Genomic DNA, 22318 nt, shown 5'->3' with positions numbered 1-22318 from the left:
TCATGACGACTGTTCGGGAAATACACGTCGCCGTGGGGGTTATCTTCCGCGAGGGGAAAGTGCTGATCGCCCGTCGTCCGGACCACGTTCATCAGGGTGGACTGCTTGAGTTTCCCGGTGGCAAGGTCGAGGCCGGTGAAACCGTTCAGCAGGCGCTGGTCCGGGAAATCTTCGAGGAAACCGGGTTACGGATCGCGCCTGAGGCCCTTGAGCCAGTCATTGAGGTTCGCCACGACTACGGTGACAAGCGGGTGTTTCTTGATGTCTGGGAAGCCTCATCAGCCGAGGGTATCCCTGAGGGCCGCGAAGGCCAGAAGGTGCGCTGGGTCGAGGTTGGCAAGCTGGCCGATAGCGACTTCCCCGCTGCCAACCGACCGATTATCCGGGCCTTGCGATTACCGCGCCAGTACGCCATCACCGGTGCCGCCGCCGGTGTAGAAGCGTACCTGGAGCAGCTGGAGCAGGCGCTCCATAGTGCGGGGCCGGAGCTCTGCCTGCTTCGGGCACCGGAGTTGAGTGACGACACGTATGCTCAGCTTGCAGCCTGGTCGCTGGAGTCCTGCATTGCCAATAATGTGAAGCTGATGCTCCATGGCGCGCCATCCTTGCTTGAGCAATTCCCTGGGGCATGTGGCCTGCATCTGCCCTGGCATCAAGCGAGGCAGCATTCCGTTCGTCCCGTTTCTGGTGATTATCTGTTGGCGGTTTCCTGTCACAGCGCGGAAGAAATCGCCCATGCAACCCAGTTGCAGGCTGATTTCATTACTCTCGGCCCTGTCAGGCCTACCCCCAGTCATCCTGGCGCGTCAGGAATGGGCTGGAACCGTTTTCAGGAGCTGGTTGCTGCCTCAGGCGTTCCTGTTTATGCCCTGGGGGGGCTCTCGTTGCCAGACATTGCCGAAGCGCGCTCCCGCGGAGGCCAGGGGGTTGCCGGCATCAGCTTCTGGTGGCCATCGACCTGATATTGAGCAGGCGGCGTGTCTTGCATGCTCTGGTATGATGTCCCTGTAAACAATTACATCAATGATCCTGGAGAGGCACTGTGAGTAAACTGACACATCTTGATGAAAAGGGCGCCGCGCGTATGGTGGATGTTACGTCCAAGGCGGTCTCCGAACGCGAGGCGAGAGCGGAAGCGCTGATCAGGATGGCGCCTGAAACGCTGGCGATGATTGTCGAGGGGCAGCATCCCAAGGGGGATGTGTTGGCGGTTGCTCGAGTGGCAGGCATTATGGCCGCCAAGAAAACCCATGATCTGATTCCACTGTGTCATGCGTTGAACCTGACCTCCGTAAAAGTAGAGCTGACTCCTGGCGCAGATGGCGCCTCTGTTCACATCGCCACACTATGCAAGCTCTCCGGTCAGACGGGTGTTGAAATGGAGGCCCTGACTGCCGCCAGTGTGGCAGCACTGACACTCTACGATATGTGCAAGGCCGTTGATCGGGGCATGGTTGTGGACAATGTGCGTCTGCTGGAAAAGAAAGGTGGCCGCAGTGGTCACTGGTCTGCATCAGACTCCGCTTCGTAAGTTCTGTACGAATCAGTGATACCGGAGGAGAGACCGTGCAGAGACTACGCCAGGACGGTGGCCACGTGATAGAATGCGCGGCCCGATTGACTGAACCACGAGGAAGCACTGTGGCCGTTCGTTACATCCAGACATGCCGGTTGCCTACCCCTTTCGGCGTTTTCGACATGCACGGCTTCGAAGAGCCGGATACCGGGAAGGAACATGTGGCGCTGACGCTGGGTGATCTTGACAGCCCGGAGCCGATGCTGGCGCGCACTCATTCGGAGTGCCTGACCGGTGACGCTCTCTACAGCATGCGTTGTGATTGCGGTTACCAGCTTGAAGAAGCGCTGCGCAGCATTGCCCGCGAAGGCCGGGGCATTCTGATGTACCTGCGCCAGGAAGGCCGGGGTATTGGTCTGCTGAACAAGATTCGCGCCTATAACCTGCAGGATCAGGGGGCTGACACGGTTGAAGCCAACGAGCAGCTAGGCTTCGCGGCGGATCTGCGGGACTACAGCATGTGCAGGGATATGCTGGAGCATCTGGGGATCAGCAGTCTCAGATTGATGACCAACAATCCCCGCAAGGTGGACGCACTGACCGACCTGGGCATCGACATTGCAGAGCGTGTGCCGCTTCATGTGGGGCGCAACCCGCATAATGAGCATTACCTGAATACCAAGCAAAGCAAGCTTGGTCACTGGTTTGAGACCCACCAGGACGACGACCCCGCCCTTTGATCCAGGTTTGTAATCTGCCTACTGAACCGCCTTGAGAGACTGATTGTATTTCATTCGTTCAAGGCGGGTTTCAATAGCACCCTGAATACCCTTTGCATCCAGGCCACAGGACGACAGCAGCTCGCCGTGTTTGCCGTGGTCGATGAAGGTGTCGGGCAGGCCGATCTGCAATACGGGCTGGCTGACATCGCCACTGTTCAGAAACTCCGTCACCGCACTGCCAGCACCGCCGGCAATGGCGTTTTCTTCGATCGTCACCAGCAAGTCATGCCGCTCCGCCAGTGCCAGAATAAGCTCTTCGTCCAGCGGTTTGACGAATCGCATATCCGCCACGGTCGCGCCCAGGGCTCTGGCGGCTTCCAGGGCAGGTGTCAGCAGGGTGCCGAAGTTCAGGATGGCAATACCTGAACCCTCTTTCACCATCCGTCCCTTGCCAATGGGCAGGGGAGCCAGTTCCCGCACAATCTCGGCGCCAGGACCGGTTCCACGCGGGTAACGTACCGCAGCAGGGCCCTCGAAGAGCATGCCGGTATGCAGTAGCTGGCGGGTTTCATTCTCATCAGACGGTGTCATCACGATCATGTTCGGGATGCAGCGCAGGTAACTGATATCAAATGCCCCTGCATGGGTCGGGCCATCCTCGCCCACCAGGCCAGCGCGATCTATCGCAAAAAGCACGTCCAGATTCTGGATGGCCACATCGTGGATCAGCTGGTCGTAGGCGCGTTGCAGGAATGTGGAGTAGATGGCAACCACGGGCTTGGCTCCATCGCAGGCAAGGCCGGCGGCCAGGGTGACAGAGTGCTGCTCGGCAATGGCGACGTCAAAATACCGCTCCGGAAAACGTTGGGAGAATGCCAGCAGGTCCGAGCCTTCGCACATGGCCGGGGTAATACCCACGATCCGTTCGTCCGCTTCTGCGGCATCACATAGCCACTGGCCAAAGACATTGGCGTACTTCGGTTTCGACGGCTTGGGAGCTACCGGTTCAGGTTTGCTGGCTGGCACTGGTTCAATCTTGTTGATGGCATGGTAGCCAATGGGGTCGGCTTCGGCGGGAGCAAAGCCTTTGCCCTTGGTAGTTACCACATGAAGAAACTGCGGGCCATCCAGCTCGCGGATATTCTCAAGGGTTTCAACCAGAAGGGGCAGGTCGTGACCGTCGATAGGGCCGATGTAATTAAAGCCGAGCTCTTCGAACAGAGTGCCCGGAGCAATCATGCCCTTGAAGTGTTCCTCGGTCTTGCGCGCCAGCGCCATGAGGTGAGGTGTTCCCTGCAGTACCCGCTTGCTACTGTCGCGCACCTGATTGTAGGTGCGGCTCGCCAGTAACTTGGCAAAATAGTTCGACAGCCCCCCAACGTTGTGGGAGATGGACATGTCGTTGTCGTTGAGAATCACCAGCATGTCGGCATGCAGGTGGCCGGCGTGATTCAGGGCTTCAAAGGCCATCCCCGCCGTCATGGCGCCGTCACCGATGACAGCAATGCTCTTGCGTCCGGCCCCCTGCAGGCGCGAGGCAATCGCCATACCCAGAGCGGCACTGATCGAGGTGCTGGAATGCCCTACACCGAAAGTGTCGTATTCGCTCTCGGCCCGTTTCGGGAACCCTGCCAGCCCACCCTTGCGGCGGATACTGTTCATGCGTTCACGACGACCGGTGAGGATTTTGTGTGGATAGGCCTGGTGGCCGACATCCCACACCAGACGATCTTCGGGCGTATTGAATACGTAGTGTAGGGCGACAGTCAGTTCCAGAACGCCAAGGCCGGCCCCGAAATGGCCGCCGGTCTGCCCCACCGACCACAGCAGGAACGCGCGAAGCTCCCTTGCGACTTGGGTCAACTGATCCGCTGCCAGCTCACGCAATTGCCCGGGAGTGTCGATCCTGTCCAGCAACGGCGTGTTCGGTCGTTGGGACGGGATTTCCTTGAAAGTATATGTATCCTGCATCTGCTCGGGTCTTTTCCGGGTGTTTCGAAATGTGAAGTCTATTATAGGGGATGAAGGCACCCGGTTTCATACTGATCGGGCCAGTCGGACCCTTTCAGTCCTTCACGGTCAGTGTGCATGCGAGCACCGCTGTGGATCAATGGGTACGGGCGACGACATAACCGGCCATGTCCCTGAGTATGTCACCTTCCGTGCCAAAGCCTTCCAGGCTTGCCAGAGAGGCGTCCAGGAGCTGGGACAGGTAATCCCTGGCGCCGGCGGTTCCGAGCAATGAGGGGTAGGTAGGCTTGGCTCGCGCCACGTCTGACCCCTGGGGCTTGCCGATGACCGTAGTATCGCCTTCAACGTCCAGCAGATCGTCCTGAACCTGGAATGCCAGCCCCAGGGTTTGTGAATAAATGGTAAGGGCGTGCAACTGGTTCTCCGTCACATTAGGAGCGGTCAGTGCGCCCAGCCGTACGCTGGCCGCAATCAGGGCGCCGGTCTTGTGGCGATGCATCTTCTCAAGCTGTTCTATGGTCAGACTCCTGCCCACTGACTCGAGGTCTATGGCCTGACCACCTACCATGCCCAGATGTCCGCTGGCGGAGGCCAGTTCCCGTATCATCGCCAATCGAGTGTGGTTGTCCAGCCATGGTGCCTCTGCCAGCAAGCCGAATGCCAGCGTCTGCAGGGCATCACCTGCCAGTATCGCGGTGGCTTCGTCAAAGGCGATGTGCGTGGTGGCGCGGCCCCGGCGCAGCTCATCATCGTCCATTGCTGGCAGGTCATCGTGAATCAGCGAGTAGGCGTGAATCAGTTCCAGGCAACAGGCAGGAACAATGGCGCTTTCTTCGTCCTGGCCAACCGCTGCGGCTGCCGCGAGGCAAAGCGCCGGGCGGATGCGCTTGCCGCCGCCCAATACGCTGTAGCGCATGGCTTGCTGGAGTCGATCGGAGCCGTTGCCAGAGGTGGAGAGCTGCTTCTCCAGATCCGCGTCGATCCGGTTACGGCACTTCTCCAGAAACGTCGTCAGGCGCGTTTTCGGTGTTGACATCAGGCAGGTTCGTCCGGTGTAAAGGGTCTGGTTCCCAGGGTGCCATCGCTGTTTTCAACCAACTGCTCCACTCGCTGTTCAGCCGTCTTGAGCGATTGCTGACATTCCCGTGTGAGCTTGACGCCCCGTTCAAATGCCGACAATGACTGTTCCAGGGACAGTTCGCCCTGTTCCAGGTCACGAACCAGTTTCTCGAGCTCATCCAGGGACTTTTCAAAGTCGGCGATGGACGCCGTGCTTTTTTCACCGGCCATATGGGGCCTCCGGTTGCTTCGCGGGATTTCGCGGATTATATCAAAGCTTCAGGCCGGCCGCTGCCAGCAGAATGATCTGGCCTCCTCCTTTTTGCCCTCTGGCGCCCAAACCTGCTCCGTCACCCGGATCTCGCCCGAGGTGCTCACCGTTACAATCGTTGTCGCGCGGGTGCCGTAATTGCTGCCGATGATGAACGGGGATGACAGAAATCGCTCCCTTTCAATACCAACCCCCGTGTCCGGCAGTTCATGATCGGGAGCCGGAGTGGTGTCATACAGGCGCTCGATCAGGTTGTCATGGAATTCTTCTGTCGCTCTGGCGCTTGCGCTTTCCAGCAGTCCGGTAACCGAGTTGCGCAGCCGGAGCAGCTTGGGCCAGGGTGTTTGCAGCAGGTGATTGCTGAGACCGTAGGTGCCCCGGTGGACGTGGCGTCCGGGCCTGGCGTCGTGATTGCTGAAATACCAGCCGTGTTGGGTATTCAGGCTCACCAGATTGAAGCCAGCATACTGGTCCTTTTGTTCCTGCAGTCTGGGCTCGAGTGTTCCAGGGTCTTCGGCAAGGGCCATCAGGGGCAGCTCACCCCTGGACCTGGGGCCTGGCACCAGGGAAGCTTCCCGCACATTGGTAACAGCCGAAACCCGGCCATGAATGTCGACAGCGAGCCAGGTGCCTCCTGAGAGCAGGTCACGACCGGCAAGAACCTCCCGTCCTGCGGTTTCACTGGTCCACCAGTCCATGGCGGCGGTGGGGCGTTGAAAAAATTCGTCGCGGTTTGCAGCTACTACCAGTGGAAAGTCTGGATGCTGTCGGAGGGAAAAAACAATCAGGCACATGAGGCGGGCTCATCCATCACGAGTGAACAAAGAGGCATCGGTGTGTATCATACCAGCCTGTTCTGTTCTCTGCGTGTGGCTAAGTATGACCCTGATTGCTGTAACTGGTCTTTATCTGGCATTGGGCGCCCTGGCGGGCACCATGGCTGGCCTTTTTGGAATTGGTGGCGGCCTGGTTATTGTGCCGGTGCTGATCTTCAGTTTCGGCCTTCAGGGAATCAGCGATGAAATTGTCGCCCACCTCGCCGTTGGCACATCCCTGGCAACCATCGTGTTCACTTCGGGGAGCTCAATCAGGTCCCATCACCTGCATCAGGCCATTCGCTGGGACGTTTTTCGACCCATGGTTGCCGGTATTGTCGTCGGTGCGATAATAGGCGCCTGGACAGCTTCCATGCTCAGTGGAGACGCTCTGGAGCTGATCATTGGCGTGTTTGTCATTCTGGTGGCGATTAAAATGCTGCTGGAGGTCAATCCCAGGCCGGGTCGTGATGTGCCCGGGGCTGTCGGGTTGGGTGGAGCAGGTGCTGGTATCGGTTGGGCATCCGCCATCTTCGGTATCGGCGGTGGCACGCTGACGGTCCCTTTCCTGAGCTGGTGTAACGTCCGCATGCAACAGGCTGTGGGAACCTCCGCAGCCTGTGGCCTGCCCATTGCCGTGGCTGGGGCACTGACCAACATCGGTACTGGCTGGCAGAACCCCCACCTGCCGGAGCTCAGTGTGGGTTTTATTTACCTTCCTGCGTTTCTGGGTATTGTCCTGACCAGTGTGCTGTTCGCCCGGGTTGGCGCCAACCTGGCCCACCGTCTGGACGCAGCACTACTCAAAAAAATATTTGCCATGGTACTGATCGTGGTGGGTATCCGTTTTCTGCTATGACCTGAGGGGTAATTGATGCTCCAGCATCCGCAAATCGACCCGGTGGCCATCTCCATCGGGCCGTTGAAAGTACACTGGTATGGCCTGACCTATCTGGTTGGTTTCCTCGTAGGCTGGTGGTTGGGTCGTATTCGCACCCGCAAACCCTGGTCACCTATCAATGAAACCCAGATGGGCGACATGCTGTTCTACATTGCCCTGGGGGTCATACTGGGTGGTCGCTTTGGCTATGTGATTTTCTACAACTTCGGAGCCTTCGCCTCGGACCCATTGATGTTATTGCGGGTCTGGGAGGGCGGTATGTCCTTCCACGGCGGCCTTCTGGGCGTGATGTTCGCCATGTGGTGGTTCGGCCGTAAAGTGGACCGCACCTTCTGGCAGATCGCCGATTTCGTCGCACCGCTGGTGCCGGTTGGCCTCGGTGCCGGGCGCATTGGCAACTTCATCAACGGCGAGCTCTGGGGCAAGCCCACGGATCTGCCCTGGGGCATGGTATTCCGCACCGCCCCCGACGCCCTGGCCCGCCACCCGTCACAGCTTTATCAGTTCGCTCTCGAAGGCGTGCTGTTCTTCATCATTCTGTGGTGGTTTTCCTCAAAGCCCCGGCCCCGTATGGCCGTGTCCGGCCTGTTCCTGGCGTGTTACGGCGTCTTCCGCTTCCTGGTGGAGTTCGTCCGCCAACCAGATCCGCAATTGGGGTACCTGGCCTTCGACTGGCTCACCATGGGGCAGGTACTGTCATTCCCGATGATACTGGCCGGTGCCGGATTGATCGTTTTTGCTTATCGGAGAAACGTCGAATGAAAGCCTATCTTGACCTGATGAGAGACGTGGTAGACAACGGCATGGACCGTGGTGACCGCACCGGCGTTGGCACCCGCTCCGTGTTTGGCCGCCAGATCCGTTTCAACCTGCAGGAAGGCTTCCCTCTTGTTACCACCAAGAAAGTCCACCTGCGCAGCATCATTCAGGAACTGCTGTGGTTTCTGCAGGGCTCTACAGACAACAACTGGCTGAAAGAGCGCAAGGTGTCCATCTGGAACGAGTGGGCACTGGAAAACGGCGATCTGGGACCTATCTACGGCAAACAGTGGCGCAGTTGGCAGTGCCCGGATGGCAGCACCGTAGACCAGATCAGCGATGTGATCGACCAGATTCGTAACAAGCCCAACTCCCGCCGGCTGATTGTCTCTGCCTGGAACCCGGCTGAGCTCCCGGATGAATCCATCGGTCCCCAGGACAATGTCCGCCAGGGCCGCATGGCGCTGGCCCCGTGCCACTGCCTGTTCCAGTTCTACGTCGCCGACGGCAAACTCTCCTGCCAGCTCTACCAGCGCAGCGCCGATCTGTTCCTGGGTGTGCCGTTCAATATTGCGTCCTATGCCCTGCTGACCCACATGATCGCCCAGCAATGCGATCTGGGTGTTGGCGAGTTTGTGCACACATTCGGTGATTGCCACCTGTACCAGAACCACCTGACCGACGATATCGTCTTCGAGCAGCTGAAAAGATCGCCCCGGGCATTGCCGAAACTTGTGATCAAACGGAAGCCCGCGTCGATCTTTGAGTACGAGCTTGAGGATTTCGAGTTTGACGGGTATGAGCCTTATCCTGGGATCAAGGCGCCTATTGCGGTTTGACTCTTTGGCCTGGTCTCCGGCCCGGTTGTTCTGGAGTCTGCAGGGCAGCGGGTGGGGCTTTCAGGAAAACGCCTCGAGACGTCCGTGTGCGGCTTGGGCTCCGCCATCCATGGCTCCGCACATTTCCTGAAAGCCCCACCCGCTGCCCCGCGGCCGAACAATTGAGTTCGATTTTCCGGAAGGCCAGACCAGATTGGGGCAGCTATTCTGATTTAAGCATTAACAAATGTGCTCTCCTGCGGTGATCAAGGATCAGCTAACTGCATTGTCGAATCGCGAGAGGGCGGGAAAGAGTGTCCAAAAATGTGCGGAGCCATGGATGGCGGAGCCCAAGCCGCGCATGGATGCCTTGAGGCGTTTTTTGGACACTCTTTCCCGCCCTCTTGCAGCCACAAAACCAGAGAGCCGGCAAAACTCCCAAGCAATCCCAAGCAAGAGGACAAACAGCCAATGAGGAAAGCCCTGATAGTAGCCATGTCCCAAAACCGGGTCATCGGCCGTGATAACAAGTTGCCATGGTATCTGCCAGGAGATCTGAAGTACTTCAAGCAGGCGACCATGGGCAAGCCCATCATCATGGGGCGGAAAACCTGGGACTCTATTGGCCGGCCATTGCCCGGGCGGATGAACGTGGTGATTTCACGGAATCCGGAATGGGAGGCGCCGTCGGGGACAGTGGCCGCGAAGTCACTGGACGAAGCACTGGTCAAAGCCGAAGCTCAGGCCGAGATCGAGGGTGGGGACGAAGTCATGATTATCGGTGGCGGGCAGATCTACGCCGAAGCGCTGCCAATGGTGGACAGAATCTACATAACCCAGGTGCACGCTGAGGTGGAGGGAGATGCGTTCTTTCCGGAAGTGAACTGGGATGAGTGGGAAGAAATCGGACGGGAGGATTTCTCCGCGTCCGACAACAACCCATATGACTACAGCTTCGTAGTCTATCAGCGCCTGAGCAAGCCCTGAGGGGCCAGATCAGGCCTGACGGGGTGGGCGCTTACCGGCGGGCTTGCCGCCTTTGCCAGGTGGTTTGCCCTTCGGGCCCGGGCCACCACGCCCCTTGGGGCCTTTCTTGAAGCCAGGCTTGTACCCTGGCTTGCCACCCGGACGACCGCCGCCGCCCTTGCGGTCACGGCGTGGTGGTGCAGAGGCTGAAATCTCCGGCAAGGCTTCCGGCTGCTCCAGCGGCAGTGAGCCTGGCTGGGACGCTTCCAGCCAGCAGGCCAGGGCACCGGCAACCATGGCCGTGTCCATGTTGTTGCGCTCGGCAATTTCATCCAGCAGGGCCATGGCCTTCGCCAGCTTGCCATCCTCTGCAAAACCCATCAGCTGCGTTTCAAACTGCTCTTCGCGCATTTTCTTGAGTTCTACAGGCGAGGGCAGCTGGTAAGACTCCATAGGCGAGTTGGTGGCACGCTCAAGCGTACGCAACCAGCTGCGCTCACGGGGTGTTACCAGAAGAATCGCCTTGCCTTCACGGCCGGCACGGCCGGTACGGCCAACACGGTGGATGTAGGCTTCGGTGTCGTAGGGCACATCGTAGTTGATGACATGAGTGATACGGGGCACATCCAGGCCGCGTGCCGCTACGTCTGTCGCAACAATAATATCTTTCTTGCCGCGCCTGAGATCTTCCACCGTCTGCTCACGCTGACGCTGGTTCAGATCGCCATTCAGTGGCGCCACTGCGTGGCCACGGGCCGAGAGTTTTTCTGCCAGCAAAGTGGTTTCAGCTTTGGTGCGCACAAAAACAATGGCGGCATCCAGGGGCTCCACTTCAAGAATCCGCGTCAGGGCATCCAGCTTGCGCTCGGCATAAACCGGCAGCACGAACTGGGAAATACGCTCAACCGTGCGTGTTTCGCTCTCGATTTTGACTTCCGTGGCGTCGCGCAGGTAGGTCTGGGCGACTTTCTTGATCTGCGGCGGCATGGTGGCGGAGAACAGCGCGCGCTGACAGTTTTCCGGTGTTTTCGCCAGAATCGCTTCCACGTCATCGATGAAGCCCATACGAAGCATTTCATCAGCTTCGTCCAGCACCAGCGCCTTCAGGCTGTCCAGCTTCAGGGTGCCTTTGCGCAGATGGTCGAGCATTCGGCCGGGGGTTCCCACGATCACCTGGGCACCGCGGCGCAGGCCCTTGATCTGCGGGAAGAAATCCTGACCGCCGTATATCGGCAGTACATGGAAGTTGCGGAACTTGCTGGCGTAGGTGGTAAAGGCCTCGGCCACCTGTATGGCAAGTTCTCGTGTGGGTGCCAGCACCAGAATCTGAGGCTCCATAAGGGAAGCATCAATACGGCTCAGCAGGGGCAGAGCAAAGGCTGCGGTCTTGCCGGTACCCGTCTGGGCGACGCCCAGAAGATGCTTGCCAGCCAACAGCGCAGGAATGGTCTGGGCCTGTATGGGGGAAGGTTTTTCGTAACCGACGGCGGCAACAGCTTCAAGGACAGCTGGATCCAGGCCGAGTTCGGCAAAAGACAATTCAGACATTAATGTACTCGGAATTCGAAGGGTAGAGCATTGCAATGCAATGCATGATGTGGCGGGGATTATAACTGGTTTCTTGGATCTTTAACACGGCTAATACCAGCGGTGCTGTAGGTAGTTGCCGGGCAGGCAGTTGCGTTCACGGCGGATATTCGGCAATCTCCGGATTGTTTCGGGTAGGATGCTAATGAGGCAGGCTGATGAATTTTGACAGATTAATGGAAACCGTCGCCCAGGATGGAGAGGTCACCATCCCGTCAACCTGGAGTCAGGGGCGTGCCTCTTTTGGTGGTGTAAGTGCGGCGCTGGTGTTTGACCGGATGGCTCATGTGGTTGCTCCGGGGCGCCCCATGCGATCCATGCAGGTGTCGTTCGTGGGGCCGGTAACGCCGGATGAGCCGGCAGCCGTCGACGCCGAAATTCTGCGGGAAGGCAAGGCTGTCAGCCAGGTAATGGGCCGGATTGTCCAGGGCGGGGAGCCAAAGCTGGTGGCGATGGCCAGTTTTGGAGGCGAGAGGGATTCAGAGGTGCAGGTTGACGCCTTGCCGGCGCCGGAAGTGAAACCGGTGGGCCAGTGCAGGGGATTGGACTATATTGCGGGCGTTACACCGGAATTCATCCAGCAGATCGAGATGCGGTGGGCATTTGGCAATCTTCCATTCAGCGGCAAAGGTGGTCGAGAGCTTGGTGGCTGGATGCAGTTCAGGAAGACGCCGGAAACCTTTTCAGACGCCCACATTATTGCCCTCGTTGATGCCTGGCCGCCTGCGGTCCTGCCCTATGTGAAAGAACGGGTGAAAACCAGTTCCCTGAGTTGGGCGCTTGATATCGTGCATCCCAGGCCGGCTCTGGAGCCGGGAGACTGGCTGCTGTACAAGGCGACGATCGATGAGGCAAGTGCCGGATACGGCCACACTCATGCGGGGGTCTGGACTGCTCGCGGAGAGCTGGTAGCCCTGAGTCGGCAAACGGTAACGGTATTTGGGTAGCGATAATACCAACGGCCATCCCTGTCTTCGAAGTAAGGAATCCCCGTGAAGCCAATAGAAACGATGAAAGTGCTGGTCGCCAGTGTGATCGCGGTTGTGGTCATGGTGGGCATTGCCCGGTTCTCGTACACGCCAATGATCCCCGAGATGGTCGCCGCGCTTGGCCTGAGCACCTCCGTGGTGGGGATGCTGGCAACGGTGAATTACGCCGGCTACCTGACCGGAGCGCTGCTTATCACCCGGATCAGCGATCTTGGGCTCAAGGTAAGGCTGTACCAGATCGGCCTTGTTGTTGCAGTGGTTTCGACGGTTCTTATGGGGTACACCACCAATGTGTGGCTGTGGTTCGTGCTGCGATTTATCTCCGGGCTCAGCACCTCGGCCGGCATGTTGTTGGGGGCCGGCCTGTTAATGAGCTGGCTGATCAAACACAATCAGAAATCCGAGCTGGGCGTATTCTTTTCCGGTATCGGGCTCGGCATTGTTCTTACGGCGGTAGTGGCCGAGCTGATCAAGGATGCCTTTACCTGGGATACGCAGTGGGTGATCTACGGACTGGTGGCGTTGGTGCTTCTGGTTCCGGCCTGGCGCTGGATGCCGGACTACCGGGCCTGCGCCTTGCCGCAAACCGCAGGTAAAAAGGCGGGGGGTGAGCGGAGTCGCTTCATTCGCATATTACAGCTGGCCTATTTCTGTGCAGGTGTGGGCTATGTGGTGACGGCCACTTTCCTGGTGGCTATCGCGGAGGCCATGCCACAGCTCAGGGGGCACGGCTGGTTGATCTGGCTGATTGTCGGTCTCGCCGCCACGCCGGCATGCTGGCTGTGGGATGTGTTCTCGCGTCGCTGGGGGCAATGGCTGGCGCTGTACCTGGCTTACACCCTCAACGCTGTCAGTATTCTGATGCTGATTGTCAGCACCGAAATGGCAAGCGTGATGCTCAGTGCCGTGATTTATGGCGCCAGCTTTATCGGTATTGTCAGCATGATGCTGGCTATGGTGGGTCGTGTTTTCCCGGAGAATCCGTCCCGGCCGATGAGCAGGCTAACATTCAGTTATGGTATCGCTCAGATGCTGGCACCCGCCGTTGTGGGCTACCTTGCCGATGTGGAAGGCAACTACACCAACGGGCTCTGGCTTACCATGATTGTGATGGCGCTTGGTGTGGTGATGTTGCATCTGGCGCGAAAAATGGAACAGCGGGGCCAGGGCAAGCCTTCAGGGGCCCGTTTGTAGCCGCCTGAATAACCGGCTTCGGGGACCGGTTATTCCATCTCAGACACGGCTTCGTTGAGGGTGCTTGCATCGCGAAGGCCTCCGAAGCGTTTGTAGAACTTTTCGCTGGGCCCTGGCAGCGGGCCGGAAGCATTCTCCAGAGTCTCGTCGAGCCACTGTTCAGCCCGCACATAGATCTTGCGGTACAGGTTGCGACAAAGCTGCTTCGCACTTCGTCCTTCCCAGTCACCCGGTAACAGTTCATCGGGTAGCAGAGGGTCACGAAGCAGGATTTTACGGTACTCGTGAATCAGCAGGACCCGGAGAATCAGGCATTCCTCGGGGTTGAGGGTGTCTTCGGACTGTAGTTCGCGCCACAGGGGACGGAACTGCGTCAGAAAACGCCGGTACCGACCTCCCAGCTCGTCCAGGTTCCAGCTCTCACGGACCTGCAGACGAAGCGCCCTGGGACTTTTCTGTTCCATGGGCATAGTCTGCATGACGATGGTGTCGTCCAGCGCTCCCCATTCCTGCAGCATGGGAATCAATTCGTTGCGGGTAAATCTCGGGTGCTCCATCAGACCTGGCGCCATGCTGCCGAAACTGAGCCATTTGAGCTCTTCCCGGACTTTCTGTCGAAGTTCCGGGGCCAGCTGGTTCAGGTACACAAGGCACCACCCCCCGCTCCACTCTTCTGTATCAAGATTGTAAACATGCTGGAAAGCCTGCTCAAACCGGCGCAGCCCGGGACCAGTCAGGCTGTAATAACTGCAGCGCCCCACCTTTTCAGTCTGCAACCAGGATTCCTGAACCAGGCGATATACCGAAGTGCGGACCAGTCTTTGGCTGATGCCCATGGGCTCTACCAGTTTCATCAGGCTGCCCAGCCAGACATTGCCACCGCGGGGAACGATGGCGTCGCCATAGATGGTAATGATGAGAGAACCGGCGCGAAGTGGCCGTTTTTTCTGAAAATTCTTGACGAGCAGTTCTAGCTGGCTTTTTGCAGTCATGGTTCCGGGTCCGCAAATCATAATCAATGAAACAGGTTGCACGTATTATGCGGGTCTTGCGTGTCAGGTAAAGGTTTGTCTTTCTGCTGGCGGTGCTGGCGCGTTGTGCCAGTGTCAGCTTTACTTGGAGAGCCGTGATCGGCTCCCTGAAATCGGTTGACATAAAAGTTATGATACAATAAATTCGTTTGATATTCGTCAATGGTATCGAATTTTACCGGGAGCGAAGAAGGATTGCAGTAATCAGGGATGAAGGAAAAAACATACTCAAGCCCCTGCACAATTCGGGAGAACAAAAACAATGCTTAAAACTATGATGCGTCGCGCAGGAAAATGCGCAGCGGTAGCTGCTGCAGGTCTCATGATGATGAGCGCCCAGGCAGCCGAACCAATCAAAATCGGGTCGTTCCTGTCAGTAACAGGTCCGGCATCTTTCCTTGGCGATCCCGAGTTGAAAACACTCGAGATGTACGTCGAGAAAATTAATGAAGAAGGCGGTGTCCTGGGACGTCAGCTGGAGCTGATCCACTATGACGACGTAGGCAATGCCTCTTCCGCCCGTAACTTTGCGAGCCGTCTGATTCGCTCTGATCAGGTGGATATCATCGTTGGTGGGAGCACCACCGGTGCCACCATGGCAGCGGTGCCACTGATCGAGCAGGCAGAAGTGCCGTTCATCTCTCTGGCCGGTGCGGTTGTTATTACAGACCCGGTCAAGAAATGGGTATTCAAGACTCCCCAAACCGACCGCATGGCGGCAGAGCGCATTCTGACCGACATGAAGGAACGCGGCATTACCAAGTTCGGCCTGATCTCCGGCACAGGTGGTTTCGGAAGCTCCGGTCGTAGCCAGACTCTGGAAGTGGCTGAAAAGATGGGCATGGAAGTCGTGGCCGATGTTACCTACAGCGGATCTGATACAGACATGACCGCCCAGTTGACCAATATCCGTAACACAAAGGGTGTGGAAGCTGTACTGAACTTCGGTTTTGGTCAGGGTCCGGCCATCGTAACCCGCAACTATGACCAGTTGGGTATGGAGCTCCCGTTCTATCAGTCTCACGGTGTGGCTTCTGACAGCTTCCTCGAGCTGGCGGGCTCCTCTGCCGAAGGCCTGCGCCTGCCTGCATCTCCGCTGCTGGTGCCGGACTCTCTGCCGGACGACGATCCCCAGAAAGACGTGGTTCAGAACTACAAGGCTGAATACGAAGCCCGCTGGGACTCCAAGGTGTCTACTTTCGGTGCCTATGCCTACGACGGCCTGATGCTGGCGGTTCGCGCCATGGAAGAAGCTGGCTCGACCGATCCGGAAGCCGTTCGTAACGCGCTGGAAAACATCAAGGGCTATGTCGGCGTAACCGGTGTGTTCAATATGTCACCGGATGACCACAACGGCCTTGATCCGGAATCCTTCCGCATTCTGGAAGTCCAGAACGGCGAATGGAAATTGATCGACTGATATCCCTTTCACCTGTCTCGCGGCCGGCGGCGGTCCTTCTGGATAAGTCGCCGGCCGATGTTCGACCGGAACCATCGCTATGCTCGCAGAATTCTTACAGTACCTGTTCACCGGGATCACCATCGGTGCGACTTACGCCCTGATTGCTCTCGGTTTCACCCTTATTTACAACGCCAGTCATGTCATCAACTTCGCCCAGGGCGAATTCCTGATGATTGGAGGCATGGCGACTGTCTCGTTGACGGCCATGGGCGTACCAATGGTACTTGCCATTGTTCTTGCCATTATTCTTGCCGGGATTCTGGGCATAGCGCTTCAGCGCTTCGCCATTGCACCGGCAAAGCAGGCGGATGTAGTAACACTGATCATTATCACGATCGGTGCTTCCATCTTTATTCGTGGTATTGCCCAGGTTGTCTGGGGCAAGGAATACCATGTGATGCAGAATTTCAGCAGCGATGAGCCCATTCGCGTGTTCGGTGCTGTTCTGAACAGCCAGAGCCTCTGGGTTCTGGGGGTCGGTGCCGTTGTGGTAGTGGCTCTTGTGCTGTTCTTCACCAAGACCCTGACAGGCAAAGCCATCCTGGCGACGTCGATGAACAAGGAGGCTGCCCGGTTGGTTGGCGTCCGGACACAGATGGTGCTGATGCTGGCCTTTCTGGTGTCTGCACTGCTCGGCTCCGTTGCCGGTATCGTGGTCGCGCCAATTACCTTTACGTCCTACGACATCGGAATCATCCTGGGCCTGAAGGGCTTTGTTGCAGCGGCCATCGGTGGCCTTGGCAGTGGTGTGGGTGCCGTTGTTGGCGGCCTTGCGCTGGGCATTGTTGAAGCCATGGCGGCCGGGTATATCTCCTCCGATTACAAGGATGCGGTGGCGTTTTCCATGATCCTGCTGGTGCTCTTCTTCATGCCCCGCGGACTCTTTGGTCCCAAAGTTGTGGAGCGTGTCTGATGTTGAACCGTTTTATGCAGTCGCGTCTCCGTGGGTTGGTGTTCCTCGCGCTCATTCTCGTTATTATTCCGGCCTTTCTGAGCAACTCGTTTCAATATGGAATGGTTACCCAGATTGCAATTCTTGCCGCCACGGTTGTCGGCCTTAACCTTCTGGTTGGCTTTGCCGGCCAGATCAGTCTCGGTCACGCTGGCTTCTTTGGTCTTGGTGCCTATTTCACCGGTATCGCAACGGGAACCTATGGCTGGCCCTCGGTACCGGCACTTTTGGTGGGTGCCATCATGGTTGGCATTATTGCCTGGGTTGTGGGGCGCCCGATTTTGCGTCTCAAGGGGCATTACCTGTCCATGGCAACGCTTGCTGTGGGCTTCATAATCGCTATTATTCTGAACAACGAACGTGCGTTGACAGGTGGTCCGGACGGTATGCCGGTACCCGCCTTTGAGGTATTCGGCTGGGAACTGAGTTCTTTTGCCCGGTACTCGCTGTTCGGCCTTGAGATTGAAGGTTTCGAGGCCTGGTATATCTTCGCCAGCGTAATACTGCTGGTGGCTGTCTGGTTTGCGCTCAATCTGATTGAGTCACCGATAGGTCGTGCCTTGCGCTCGGTGCACGGGTCCGAGGTCGCGGCAAGTGTCGTTGGCGTGAACACTGCGAAGTATAAAAGCCTAGTGTTTGTGATTTCCGCTATCTACGCCAGCCTGATGGGCAGCCTCTACGCCCACTTTCTGGGCTTTATCACCCCGGCGGTGGCCAGCTTCGAGTTTTCCATTCTCTTTATAACGATGGTTGTTCTGGGCGGCATGGGCTCTACCTTTGGTGTGATTCTGGGGGCTGCAGTGCTGACCCTCCTGCCGCAGGTGCTGGCGGATTTCCAGGAACTCGAAACCGTCATGTTCGGCCTGATCCTGATGCTGACGATGATTTTCATGCCCAAGGGCCTGTTGCCCACGCTAACCGCAATTGTTTCCAAAAGAATGCGCAAGAAAGCGGGAGGTGAGGCATGACAGCGCTGGTTGAAGTAAAAGGGCTGGATAAGGCCTTTGGTGGCGTTCACGCTGTGGAGGGCGTCAGTTTCGCCGTTGAGGCCGGGCAGGTCTATTCGGTCATCGGCCCCAACGGTGCCGGCAAGACCACGCTGTTCAACCTGATTACCGGCCTCTACGTCCCCACGAAGGGTGAGGTCCGGCTGAATGGCGAGAATACTACCAAACTGGAACCGAACCAGCTTGCGGAACGGGGCATGTGCCGGACTTTTCAGCAGATGCAGATCTGCATGAACATGACCGCTATCGAAAACGTGATGCTCGGCCGTCACCTGCAGTTCAAAAGCAGCCTGTTCACCACCTTGTTCCGGTTACCGGCTTTGCTGCGGGACGAGAAGACTGCCTACAAACGCGCAGCTGATCTAATGGAATACGTGGGCTGTGGCGAGTACGTGGGCGCAGAGGCCTCTGCGATGTCCTACGGTGCGCTGAAGCGGCTCGAGATTGCCAGGGCCCTGGCGGCTGAACCCAAGGTCATTCTGCTGGATGAACCGGCAGCAGGTCTTAACGCAACCGAAACCGCAGCGTTGGAAGACCTGATCCGTAAAATTGCAGATCAGGGCATAACCGTGATGCTGGTTGAACACGATATGAAACTGGTGATGGGAATATCCGACCGTTTGCTGGTGCTTAACTATGGTCGCGTTCTGGCCGAGGGCACGCCCGAGGAAATCCGTCAGAATCCGGACGTTATCGCCGCCTATCTCGGTGGCTGAGCAAGGAGACATTTCACATGAGCGAGCAAACCACTGAAATGGCGCCTGCCCAGTCACGCAGCGAGCAGGCCGTCCGAATTATTGTTCATGAGCATCAGGCGCTGTGGCGGGTCCTGGACCTGCTGGATCAGCTTCTGAGTGATATGAATCTCAACGACCAGCGGCCGGATGAGCGGCTGCTGACCACGATCTTTGATTACATTGAGCACTTCTCCCAGCGGGTCCACAGTACTCCCACGGACATCGAGCTTTACAAGCGGCTCAGTGAGAAGTCTCCCGAGACGGCACCCCTGCTGGAGAAGCTGGCCAGGGGCTACGTGGTCGGGCATGAGAAGCTGGTGGAGTTGCGTAAACTGCTGGCGGAGTGCGAAAAACGCTGGCCGGAAGGTCGTGAGGAGTTCAGTCATGCCCTCGCACGTTTCACGGAGGCCCTTCGCAAACATATCCGCAAGGAAGAGGGCGTGGTTATTCCGCGGGCCCGGAAGCTGCTGACCGAGGACGACTGGCAGCGGATTATCGAAGCGCGGGATGTGGAAAACGACCCTCTGTTTGGTGAGCGGGTCCGGGAAGAATTCCGGGAACTGCGCCACCAGATTGTCAGTTACACTCCGGAAAAGTTCGGGGGGCTGGGACTCAAGCACGCAGACCGGGTAACCGCTCCTCATGCAGAAGAGGAAATGCTGTCCATCAAGGGACTTGTCACCTCCTATGGCCAGATCGAGGTTCTCCATGATGTGGATATCCGTATCAACAGTGGCGAGATTGTCTCCCTGGTGGGTGCCAACGGCGCGGGCAAGTCCACATTACTGATGACAATCTCCGGGCTTCAGCCGGTGGATCGGGGATCAATAAGCTTCGAGGGTAAAGACCTGAGCAAGATAAGCACCGACCGGCGCGTGGCTCAGGGGATTGTGCAGGTGCCTGAGGGCAGACAGGTTTTCAAGGACATGAGTGTCCATGACAACCTCCTGATGGGTGCTTACACTCGCGGCAGAACGGCTGAGGTAATGGACGACATCGAGCGGATGTACACCAGGTTCCCCATTCTTCGCCAGAAACGCCATAACCTGGCCGGTGAGCTGTCCGGTGGCCAGCAGCAGATGTTGGCCATGGGGCGCGCACTGATGGCCAAGCCCAGGCTGCTGTTGCTGGATGAGCCGAGCATGGGGCTGGCGCCCCTGATCGTTGAGGAAATCTTCAACATCGTCAAGGAGCTCAAGAAGGAAGGGATAACCATCTTCCTGGTGGAGCAGAACGCCTCCCAGGCGCTGGCGCTGGCCGACCGTGGTTATGTGCTTGAGACCGGAAAAGTGGTGATTGAAGGCACTGGCCGGGAACTGCTCAGCAACGAGAAAGTCCGTGAGGCGTATCTGGGAATGTAATTGCCTGAAGTTTTAAAGCGCAAATAAAAGGGGGACAGGTCGTTAAACCTGTCCCCCTTTTATTTGCCTGTGACTTTCTCCCTGGGGTCCAAGACAGGGAGAAAGCAGGTCAGCCCGGTGTTACTCGGGCTTCTTGGCAACCAGTGTCAGGATGTCGTAGCTCGCAACCAGCTCGTCGTTCTGGTTGTGAACCTGGACGTCCCATACAACCACACCCTGGGGGTGCCCGTCGGGGGATGTCCGACCCTGATCAATCTTGCGCTTGCAGGTCAGTCGCGCCCGAATGGTATCTCCCGGGGCAACCGGTTCAATAAAGCGCAGGGTGTCCAGTCCGTAGTTGGCCAGAACCGGACCTTCGCCCGGATAAACGAACAGGCCGGCCGCTGCGGAAAGCACGAAGTAGCCGTGGGCAATGCGCTTGCCGAACTGGGAGTCCCGTGCTGCAATTTCGTCAAAGTGCATGTAGAAGTGGTCGCCGGACAGGCAGCCGAAGTTGACGATGTCGGCTTCAGTAACCGTGCGCCGGTGAGTCAGCAGGGATTCGTTGATCTGCAGGTCCTCGAAATGGCGACGGAAAGGGTGCACTTCGGTTTCGATAACATCGGCACCACGCACATACTCGCGGGTAACCGCTGCCAGCATGCTCGGAGAGCCCTGGATCGCGGTGCGCTGCAGGTAATGGTGTACTGCACGGATACCGCCCAGCTCCTCGCCACCACCAGCACGACCGGGGCCACCATGCTTGAGCATGGGAAGGGGAGAACCGTGGCCGGTAGATTCCTTCGCCGCCTCGGCGTCCAGCAGGTGCAGACGGCCGTGGAAGGCGGCCAGCAGTGGAGCGATCCTGCCGGCAATGGCTGGATCACGGGTCGTCAGGGTTGTGACCAGTGAACCACGGCCCTCGGCGCACAGGGAAACAGCGTCTTCGATGGTGTCGTAGGGAATCACCGTTGCCACCGGGCCGAACGCCTCGATGTCGTGGGCACCACAGCCATTCTCAGGGTTCCGGCACAGCAGCAGGTGCGGTTCGATGAACGCGCCTTTGTCGGTGCCTTCGCCGGTTGGCTGGAAATCGCCGGTGCCGCCGGTGACCAGTTCGCTGGTTTTCAGCAATTCCTGAATATTGGCTTTGACGTCTTCAAGCTGGTCGATGGAGGCCAGTGCGCCCATGCGAACGCCCTCAACCGAAGGATCGCCAACGGTGACTTTCGACAGGCGTTCCTTGAGCTTTTCGCAGACAGCATCCACCTGGTCTTTCGGCACCAGGACCCGACGGATAGCCGTACACTTCTGGCCAGCCTTCGCCGTCATTTCGCGGCCCACCTCTTTCACAAAGATGTCGAACTCTTCGTGTTCGGGTGTCACGTCCGGCGCAAGAATGGCGCTGTTCAGTGAGTCGGCCTCGGCATTGAACGGAATCGAGCGGTTGATAATGTTCGGGTGATTCTTGAGCTTGCGGGCGGTTGCAGCCGAGCCGGTGAAGGTGACCACGTCCTGCTCTTCAAGGTGTTCAAACAGGTCGCCGGTGCTGCCGATGATCAGCTGCAGACTGCCCTCGGGCAGGGCTCCGGATTCCTGCATCAGACGAACGGCGAGTTCGGTGACATAACAGGTAGACGTGGCCGGCTTCACAATGGAGGGCATGCCCGCCAGGAAGGTGGGCGCAAACTTTTCCAGCATGCCCCACACCGGGAAGTTGTAGGCGTCGATATGGACGGCCACGCCACCCCGGGGCACCAGAATATGGGTGCCTGCAAAGTGGTTGTTCTTGCCGAGCGGAGTCACCGGGCCCTCGTGAACAACATTGCCGGAAGGCAGCTCCCGGCGGCCCATGCTGGCGTAGGAGAACAGGGTGCCGAAGCCGCCATCGATATCGATGCCGTTATCGCCCTTGGTGGAACCGGTATGCATCGACAGGGCGTAAAGTTCTTTTTTGTGCTCCTGGAGATACATGGCCATGGCCTTCAAGGCCAGGGCGCGCTCCTGGAAATCCATCGCCATCAGGTTCTTGCCGCCAACCTTGCGGCCGTAATCCACAGCTTTCTTGAAATCAAGGGTATCGTCGTGGGTATGTGCGACGATGTCACCGTTAATGGCGCTGGGCAAGGCCTTCGCGGCCTTTTCGCCGACCCACTGGCCGGCAATGTAACTTTTCAGGACTGACATGGGTAACTCCATTCGTTACTGAAACGCCAAGGCA

General features: G+C 58.0%; 21 protein-coding genes and 1 pseudogene. 15 read left to right on the top strand and 7 right to left on the bottom strand.

All coding sequences use genetic code 11. The annotated features are described in order from the left end of the window. The first annotated feature begins 2 nt into the window (after window positions 1–2). From QPM17_RS06255 to ribA, 3 genes are all read left to right on the top strand, one after another. A complete protein-coding gene (locus tag QPM17_RS06255) occupies window positions 3–962 on the top strand; it encodes a Nudix family hydrolase (RefSeq protein ID WP_285389713.1) in 960 nt (319 codons plus the stop codon). Window positions 963–1042: 80 nt separating this feature from the next. Next, window positions 1043–1531 carry a cyclic pyranopterin monophosphate synthase MoaC gene (gene moaC / locus QPM17_RS06250; protein WP_285389712.1) on the top strand — a complete coding sequence of 163 codons (489 nt, stop codon included), beginning with the start codon at window positions 1043–1045 and terminating at the stop codon, window positions 1529–1531. Window positions 1532–1641: 110 nt separating this feature from the next. Then, complete coding sequence (gene ribA / locus QPM17_RS06245) at window positions 1642–2256, top strand: GTP cyclohydrolase II (RefSeq protein WP_285389711.1); 615 nt, start codon at window positions 1642–1644, stop codon at window positions 2254–2256. Between the two features lie 18 nt (window positions 2257–2274). On the opposite strand, the gene dxs is transcribed toward ribA, so the two are convergent. The 4 genes from dxs to QPM17_RS06225 all read right to left on the bottom strand — a co-directional run bounded on the left by dxs (window position 2275) and on the right by QPM17_RS06225 (window position 6333). Next, window positions 2275–4209, bottom strand: coding sequence for a 1-deoxy-D-xylulose-5-phosphate synthase (gene dxs / locus QPM17_RS06240; protein ID WP_285389710.1), 1935 nt, complete (start codon window positions 4207–4209; stop codon window positions 2275–2277). A 136-nt stretch (window positions 4210–4345) separates the two neighbouring features. Then, on the bottom strand, window positions 4346–5245 hold the full coding sequence (locus tag QPM17_RS06235; protein WP_285389709.1) for a polyprenyl synthetase family protein: 900 nt from the start codon (window positions 5243–5245) through the stop codon (window positions 4346–4348). Further along, window positions 5245–5499 carry an exodeoxyribonuclease VII small subunit gene (locus tag QPM17_RS06230; RefSeq protein WP_285389708.1) on the bottom strand — a complete coding sequence of 85 codons (255 nt, stop codon included), beginning with the start codon at window positions 5497–5499 and terminating at the stop codon, window positions 5245–5247. Before QPM17_RS06230 ends, QPM17_RS06235 begins: the two co-directional genes overlap by 1 nt. Before the next feature lie 48 nt (window positions 5500–5547). Beyond that, window positions 5548–6333: an NRDE family protein gene (locus QPM17_RS06225; protein WP_285389707.1), complete on the bottom strand. Its 786-nt coding sequence runs from the start codon at window positions 6331–6333 to the stop codon at window positions 5548–5550. Between the two features lie 85 nt (window positions 6334–6418). Between QPM17_RS06225 and QPM17_RS06220 the strand changes: the two genes are divergently transcribed. From QPM17_RS06220 to QPM17_RS06205, 4 genes are all read left to right on the top strand, one after another. Then, entirely contained in the window at window positions 6419–7213 is a 795-nt protein-coding gene (locus QPM17_RS06220; protein WP_285389706.1) for a sulfite exporter TauE/SafE family protein, read from the top strand. 15 nt (window positions 7214–7228) lie between these two features. After that, window positions 7229–8017, top strand: a complete 789-nt coding sequence (lgt, locus tag QPM17_RS06215; protein WP_285389705.1) for a prolipoprotein diacylglyceryl transferase — start codon at window positions 7229–7231, stop codon at window positions 8015–8017. Further along, window positions 8014–8853 (top strand): thymidylate synthase, encoded by an 840-nt coding sequence (locus QPM17_RS06210; protein ID WP_285389704.1) that lies wholly within the window; start codon window positions 8014–8016, stop codon window positions 8851–8853. The genes lgt and QPM17_RS06210 overlap by 4 nt, the downstream gene beginning before the upstream one ends. Before the next feature lie 450 nt (window positions 8854–9303). Beyond that, on the top strand, window positions 9304–9819 hold the full coding sequence (locus tag QPM17_RS06205) for a dihydrofolate reductase (RefSeq protein WP_285389703.1): 516 nt from the start codon (window positions 9304–9306) through the stop codon (window positions 9817–9819). Between the two features lie 9 nt (window positions 9820–9828). On the opposite strand, the gene QPM17_RS06200 is transcribed toward QPM17_RS06205, so the two are convergent. Continuing rightward, window positions 9829–11346, bottom strand: a complete 1518-nt coding sequence (locus QPM17_RS06200) for a DEAD/DEAH box helicase (protein WP_285389702.1) — start codon at window positions 11344–11346, stop codon at window positions 9829–9831. A 197-nt stretch (window positions 11347–11543) separates the two neighbouring features. Between QPM17_RS06200 and QPM17_RS06195 the strand changes: the two genes are divergently transcribed. Continuing rightward, complete coding sequence (locus tag QPM17_RS06195; protein ID WP_285389701.1) at window positions 11544–12332, top strand: acyl-CoA thioesterase; 789 nt, start codon at window positions 11544–11546, stop codon at window positions 12330–12332. A 45-nt stretch (window positions 12333–12377) separates the two neighbouring features. After that, window positions 12378–13568, top strand: a complete 1191-nt coding sequence (locus QPM17_RS06190) for a YbfB/YjiJ family MFS transporter (protein WP_285389700.1) — start codon at window positions 12378–12380, stop codon at window positions 13566–13568. Between the two features lie 29 nt (window positions 13569–13597). Here QPM17_RS06190 and paaX read toward each other — a convergent pair whose 3' ends face one another. Next, a complete protein-coding gene (gene paaX / locus QPM17_RS06185) occupies window positions 13598–14560 on the bottom strand; it encodes a phenylacetic acid degradation operon negative regulatory protein PaaX (RefSeq protein ID WP_285389699.1) in 963 nt (320 codons plus the stop codon). Window positions 14561–14861: 301 nt separating this feature from the next. Here paaX and QPM17_RS06180 point away from each other — a divergent pair, with 301 nt between their 5' ends. The 6 genes and pseudogenes from QPM17_RS06180 (at window position 14862) to QPM17_RS06155 (ending at window position 20118) form a co-directional block, all read left to right on the top strand. Then, window positions 14862–16019, top strand: coding sequence for an ABC transporter substrate-binding protein (locus QPM17_RS06180; RefSeq protein WP_285389698.1), 1158 nt, complete (start codon window positions 14862–14864; stop codon window positions 16017–16019). 79 nt (window positions 16020–16098) lie between these two features. After that, the gene (locus tag QPM17_RS06175) at window positions 16099–16974 is read left to right on the top strand and encodes a branched-chain amino acid ABC transporter permease (RefSeq protein ID WP_285389696.1); all 876 of its coding nucleotides are present in this window, start codon (window positions 16099–16101) and stop codon (window positions 16972–16974) included. Then, window positions 16974–17981 (top strand): branched-chain amino acid ABC transporter permease, encoded by a 1008-nt coding sequence (locus QPM17_RS06170; RefSeq protein ID WP_285389694.1) that lies wholly within the window; start codon window positions 16974–16976, stop codon window positions 17979–17981. Before QPM17_RS06175 ends, QPM17_RS06170 begins: the two co-directional genes overlap by 1 nt. Then, the gene (locus QPM17_RS06165) at window positions 17978–18736 is read left to right on the top strand and encodes an ABC transporter ATP-binding protein (protein ID WP_285389692.1); all 759 of its coding nucleotides are present in this window, start codon (window positions 17978–17980) and stop codon (window positions 18734–18736) included. The genes QPM17_RS06170 and QPM17_RS06165 overlap by 4 nt, the downstream gene beginning before the upstream one ends. Before the next feature lie 17 nt (window positions 18737–18753). After that, window positions 18754–19203 (top strand): annotated as a pseudogene (locus QPM17_RS06160) (hemerythrin domain-containing protein); the annotation flags it as partial. Between the two features lie 210 nt (window positions 19204–19413). After that, window positions 19414–20118, top strand: a complete 705-nt coding sequence (locus tag QPM17_RS06155; RefSeq protein WP_285389775.1) for an ABC transporter ATP-binding protein — start codon at window positions 19414–19416, stop codon at window positions 20116–20118. 120 nt (window positions 20119–20238) lie between these two features. Here QPM17_RS06155 and paaZ read toward each other — a convergent pair whose 3' ends face one another. Next, window positions 20239–22284, bottom strand: coding sequence for a phenylacetic acid degradation bifunctional protein PaaZ (gene paaZ / locus QPM17_RS06150; protein ID WP_285389690.1), 2046 nt, complete (start codon window positions 22282–22284; stop codon window positions 20239–20241). Window positions 22285–22318: the final 34 nt, after the last annotated feature.

This window comes from Marinobacter azerbaijanicus, assembly GCF_030250645.1.
Classification (GTDB): Bacteria; Pseudomonadota; Gammaproteobacteria; order Pseudomonadales; family Oleiphilaceae; genus Marinobacter; species Marinobacter azerbaijanicus.
Note: the sequence above shows the minus strand (reverse complement) of the source record. Positions and strands in the feature narration are given on the sequence as shown.

Coding starts and splice junctions, on each gene's coding strand:
- QPM17_RS06225 (WP_285389707.1), bottom strand. CDS start 6,333: ATGTGCCTGATTGTTTTTTCCCTCCGACAGCATCCAGACTTTCCACTG.
- QPM17_RS06165 (WP_285389692.1), top strand. CDS start 17,978: ATGACAGCGCTGGTTGAAGTAAAAGGGCTGGATAAGGCCTTTGGTGGC.
- QPM17_RS06210 (WP_285389704.1), top strand. CDS start 8,014: ATGAAAGCCTATCTTGACCTGATGAGAGACGTGGTAGACAACGGCATG.
- QPM17_RS06220 (WP_285389706.1), top strand. CDS start 6,419: ATGACCCTGATTGCTGTAACTGGTCTTTATCTGGCATTGGGCGCCCTG.
- lgt (WP_285389705.1), top strand. CDS start 7,229: ATGCTCCAGCATCCGCAAATCGACCCGGTGGCCATCTCCATCGGGCCG.
- QPM17_RS06200 (WP_285389702.1), bottom strand. CDS start 11,346: ATGTCTGAATTGTCTTTTGCCGAACTCGGCCTGGATCCAGCTGTCCTT.
- QPM17_RS06205 (WP_285389703.1), top strand. CDS start 9,304: ATGAGGAAAGCCCTGATAGTAGCCATGTCCCAAAACCGGGTCATCGGC.
- QPM17_RS06195 (WP_285389701.1), top strand. CDS start 11,544: ATGAATTTTGACAGATTAATGGAAACCGTCGCCCAGGATGGAGAGGTC.
- QPM17_RS06180 (WP_285389698.1), top strand. CDS start 14,862: ATGCTTAAAACTATGATGCGTCGCGCAGGAAAATGCGCAGCGGTAGCT.
- QPM17_RS06170 (WP_285389694.1), top strand. CDS start 16,974: ATGTTGAACCGTTTTATGCAGTCGCGTCTCCGTGGGTTGGTGTTCCTC.
- QPM17_RS06155 (WP_285389775.1), top strand. CDS start 19,414: ATGCTGTCCATCAAGGGACTTGTCACCTCCTATGGCCAGATCGAGGTT.
- QPM17_RS06255 (WP_285389713.1), top strand. CDS start 3: ATGACGACTGTTCGGGAAATACACGTCGCCGTGGGGGTTATCTTCCGC.
- paaZ (WP_285389690.1), bottom strand. CDS start 22,284: ATGTCAGTCCTGAAAAGTTACATTGCCGGCCAGTGGGTCGGCGAAAAG.
- paaX (WP_285389699.1), bottom strand. CDS start 14,560: ATGACTGCAAAAAGCCAGCTAGAACTGCTCGTCAAGAATTTTCAGAAA.
- dxs (WP_285389710.1), bottom strand. CDS start 4,209: ATGCAGGATACATATACTTTCAAGGAAATCCCGTCCCAACGACCGAAC.
- QPM17_RS06175 (WP_285389696.1), top strand. CDS start 16,099: ATGCTCGCAGAATTCTTACAGTACCTGTTCACCGGGATCACCATCGGT.
- QPM17_RS06230 (WP_285389708.1), bottom strand. CDS start 5,499: ATGGCCGGTGAAAAAAGCACGGCGTCCATCGCCGACTTTGAAAAGTCC.
- QPM17_RS06235 (WP_285389709.1), bottom strand. CDS start 5,245: ATGTCAACACCGAAAACGCGCCTGACGACGTTTCTGGAGAAGTGCCGT.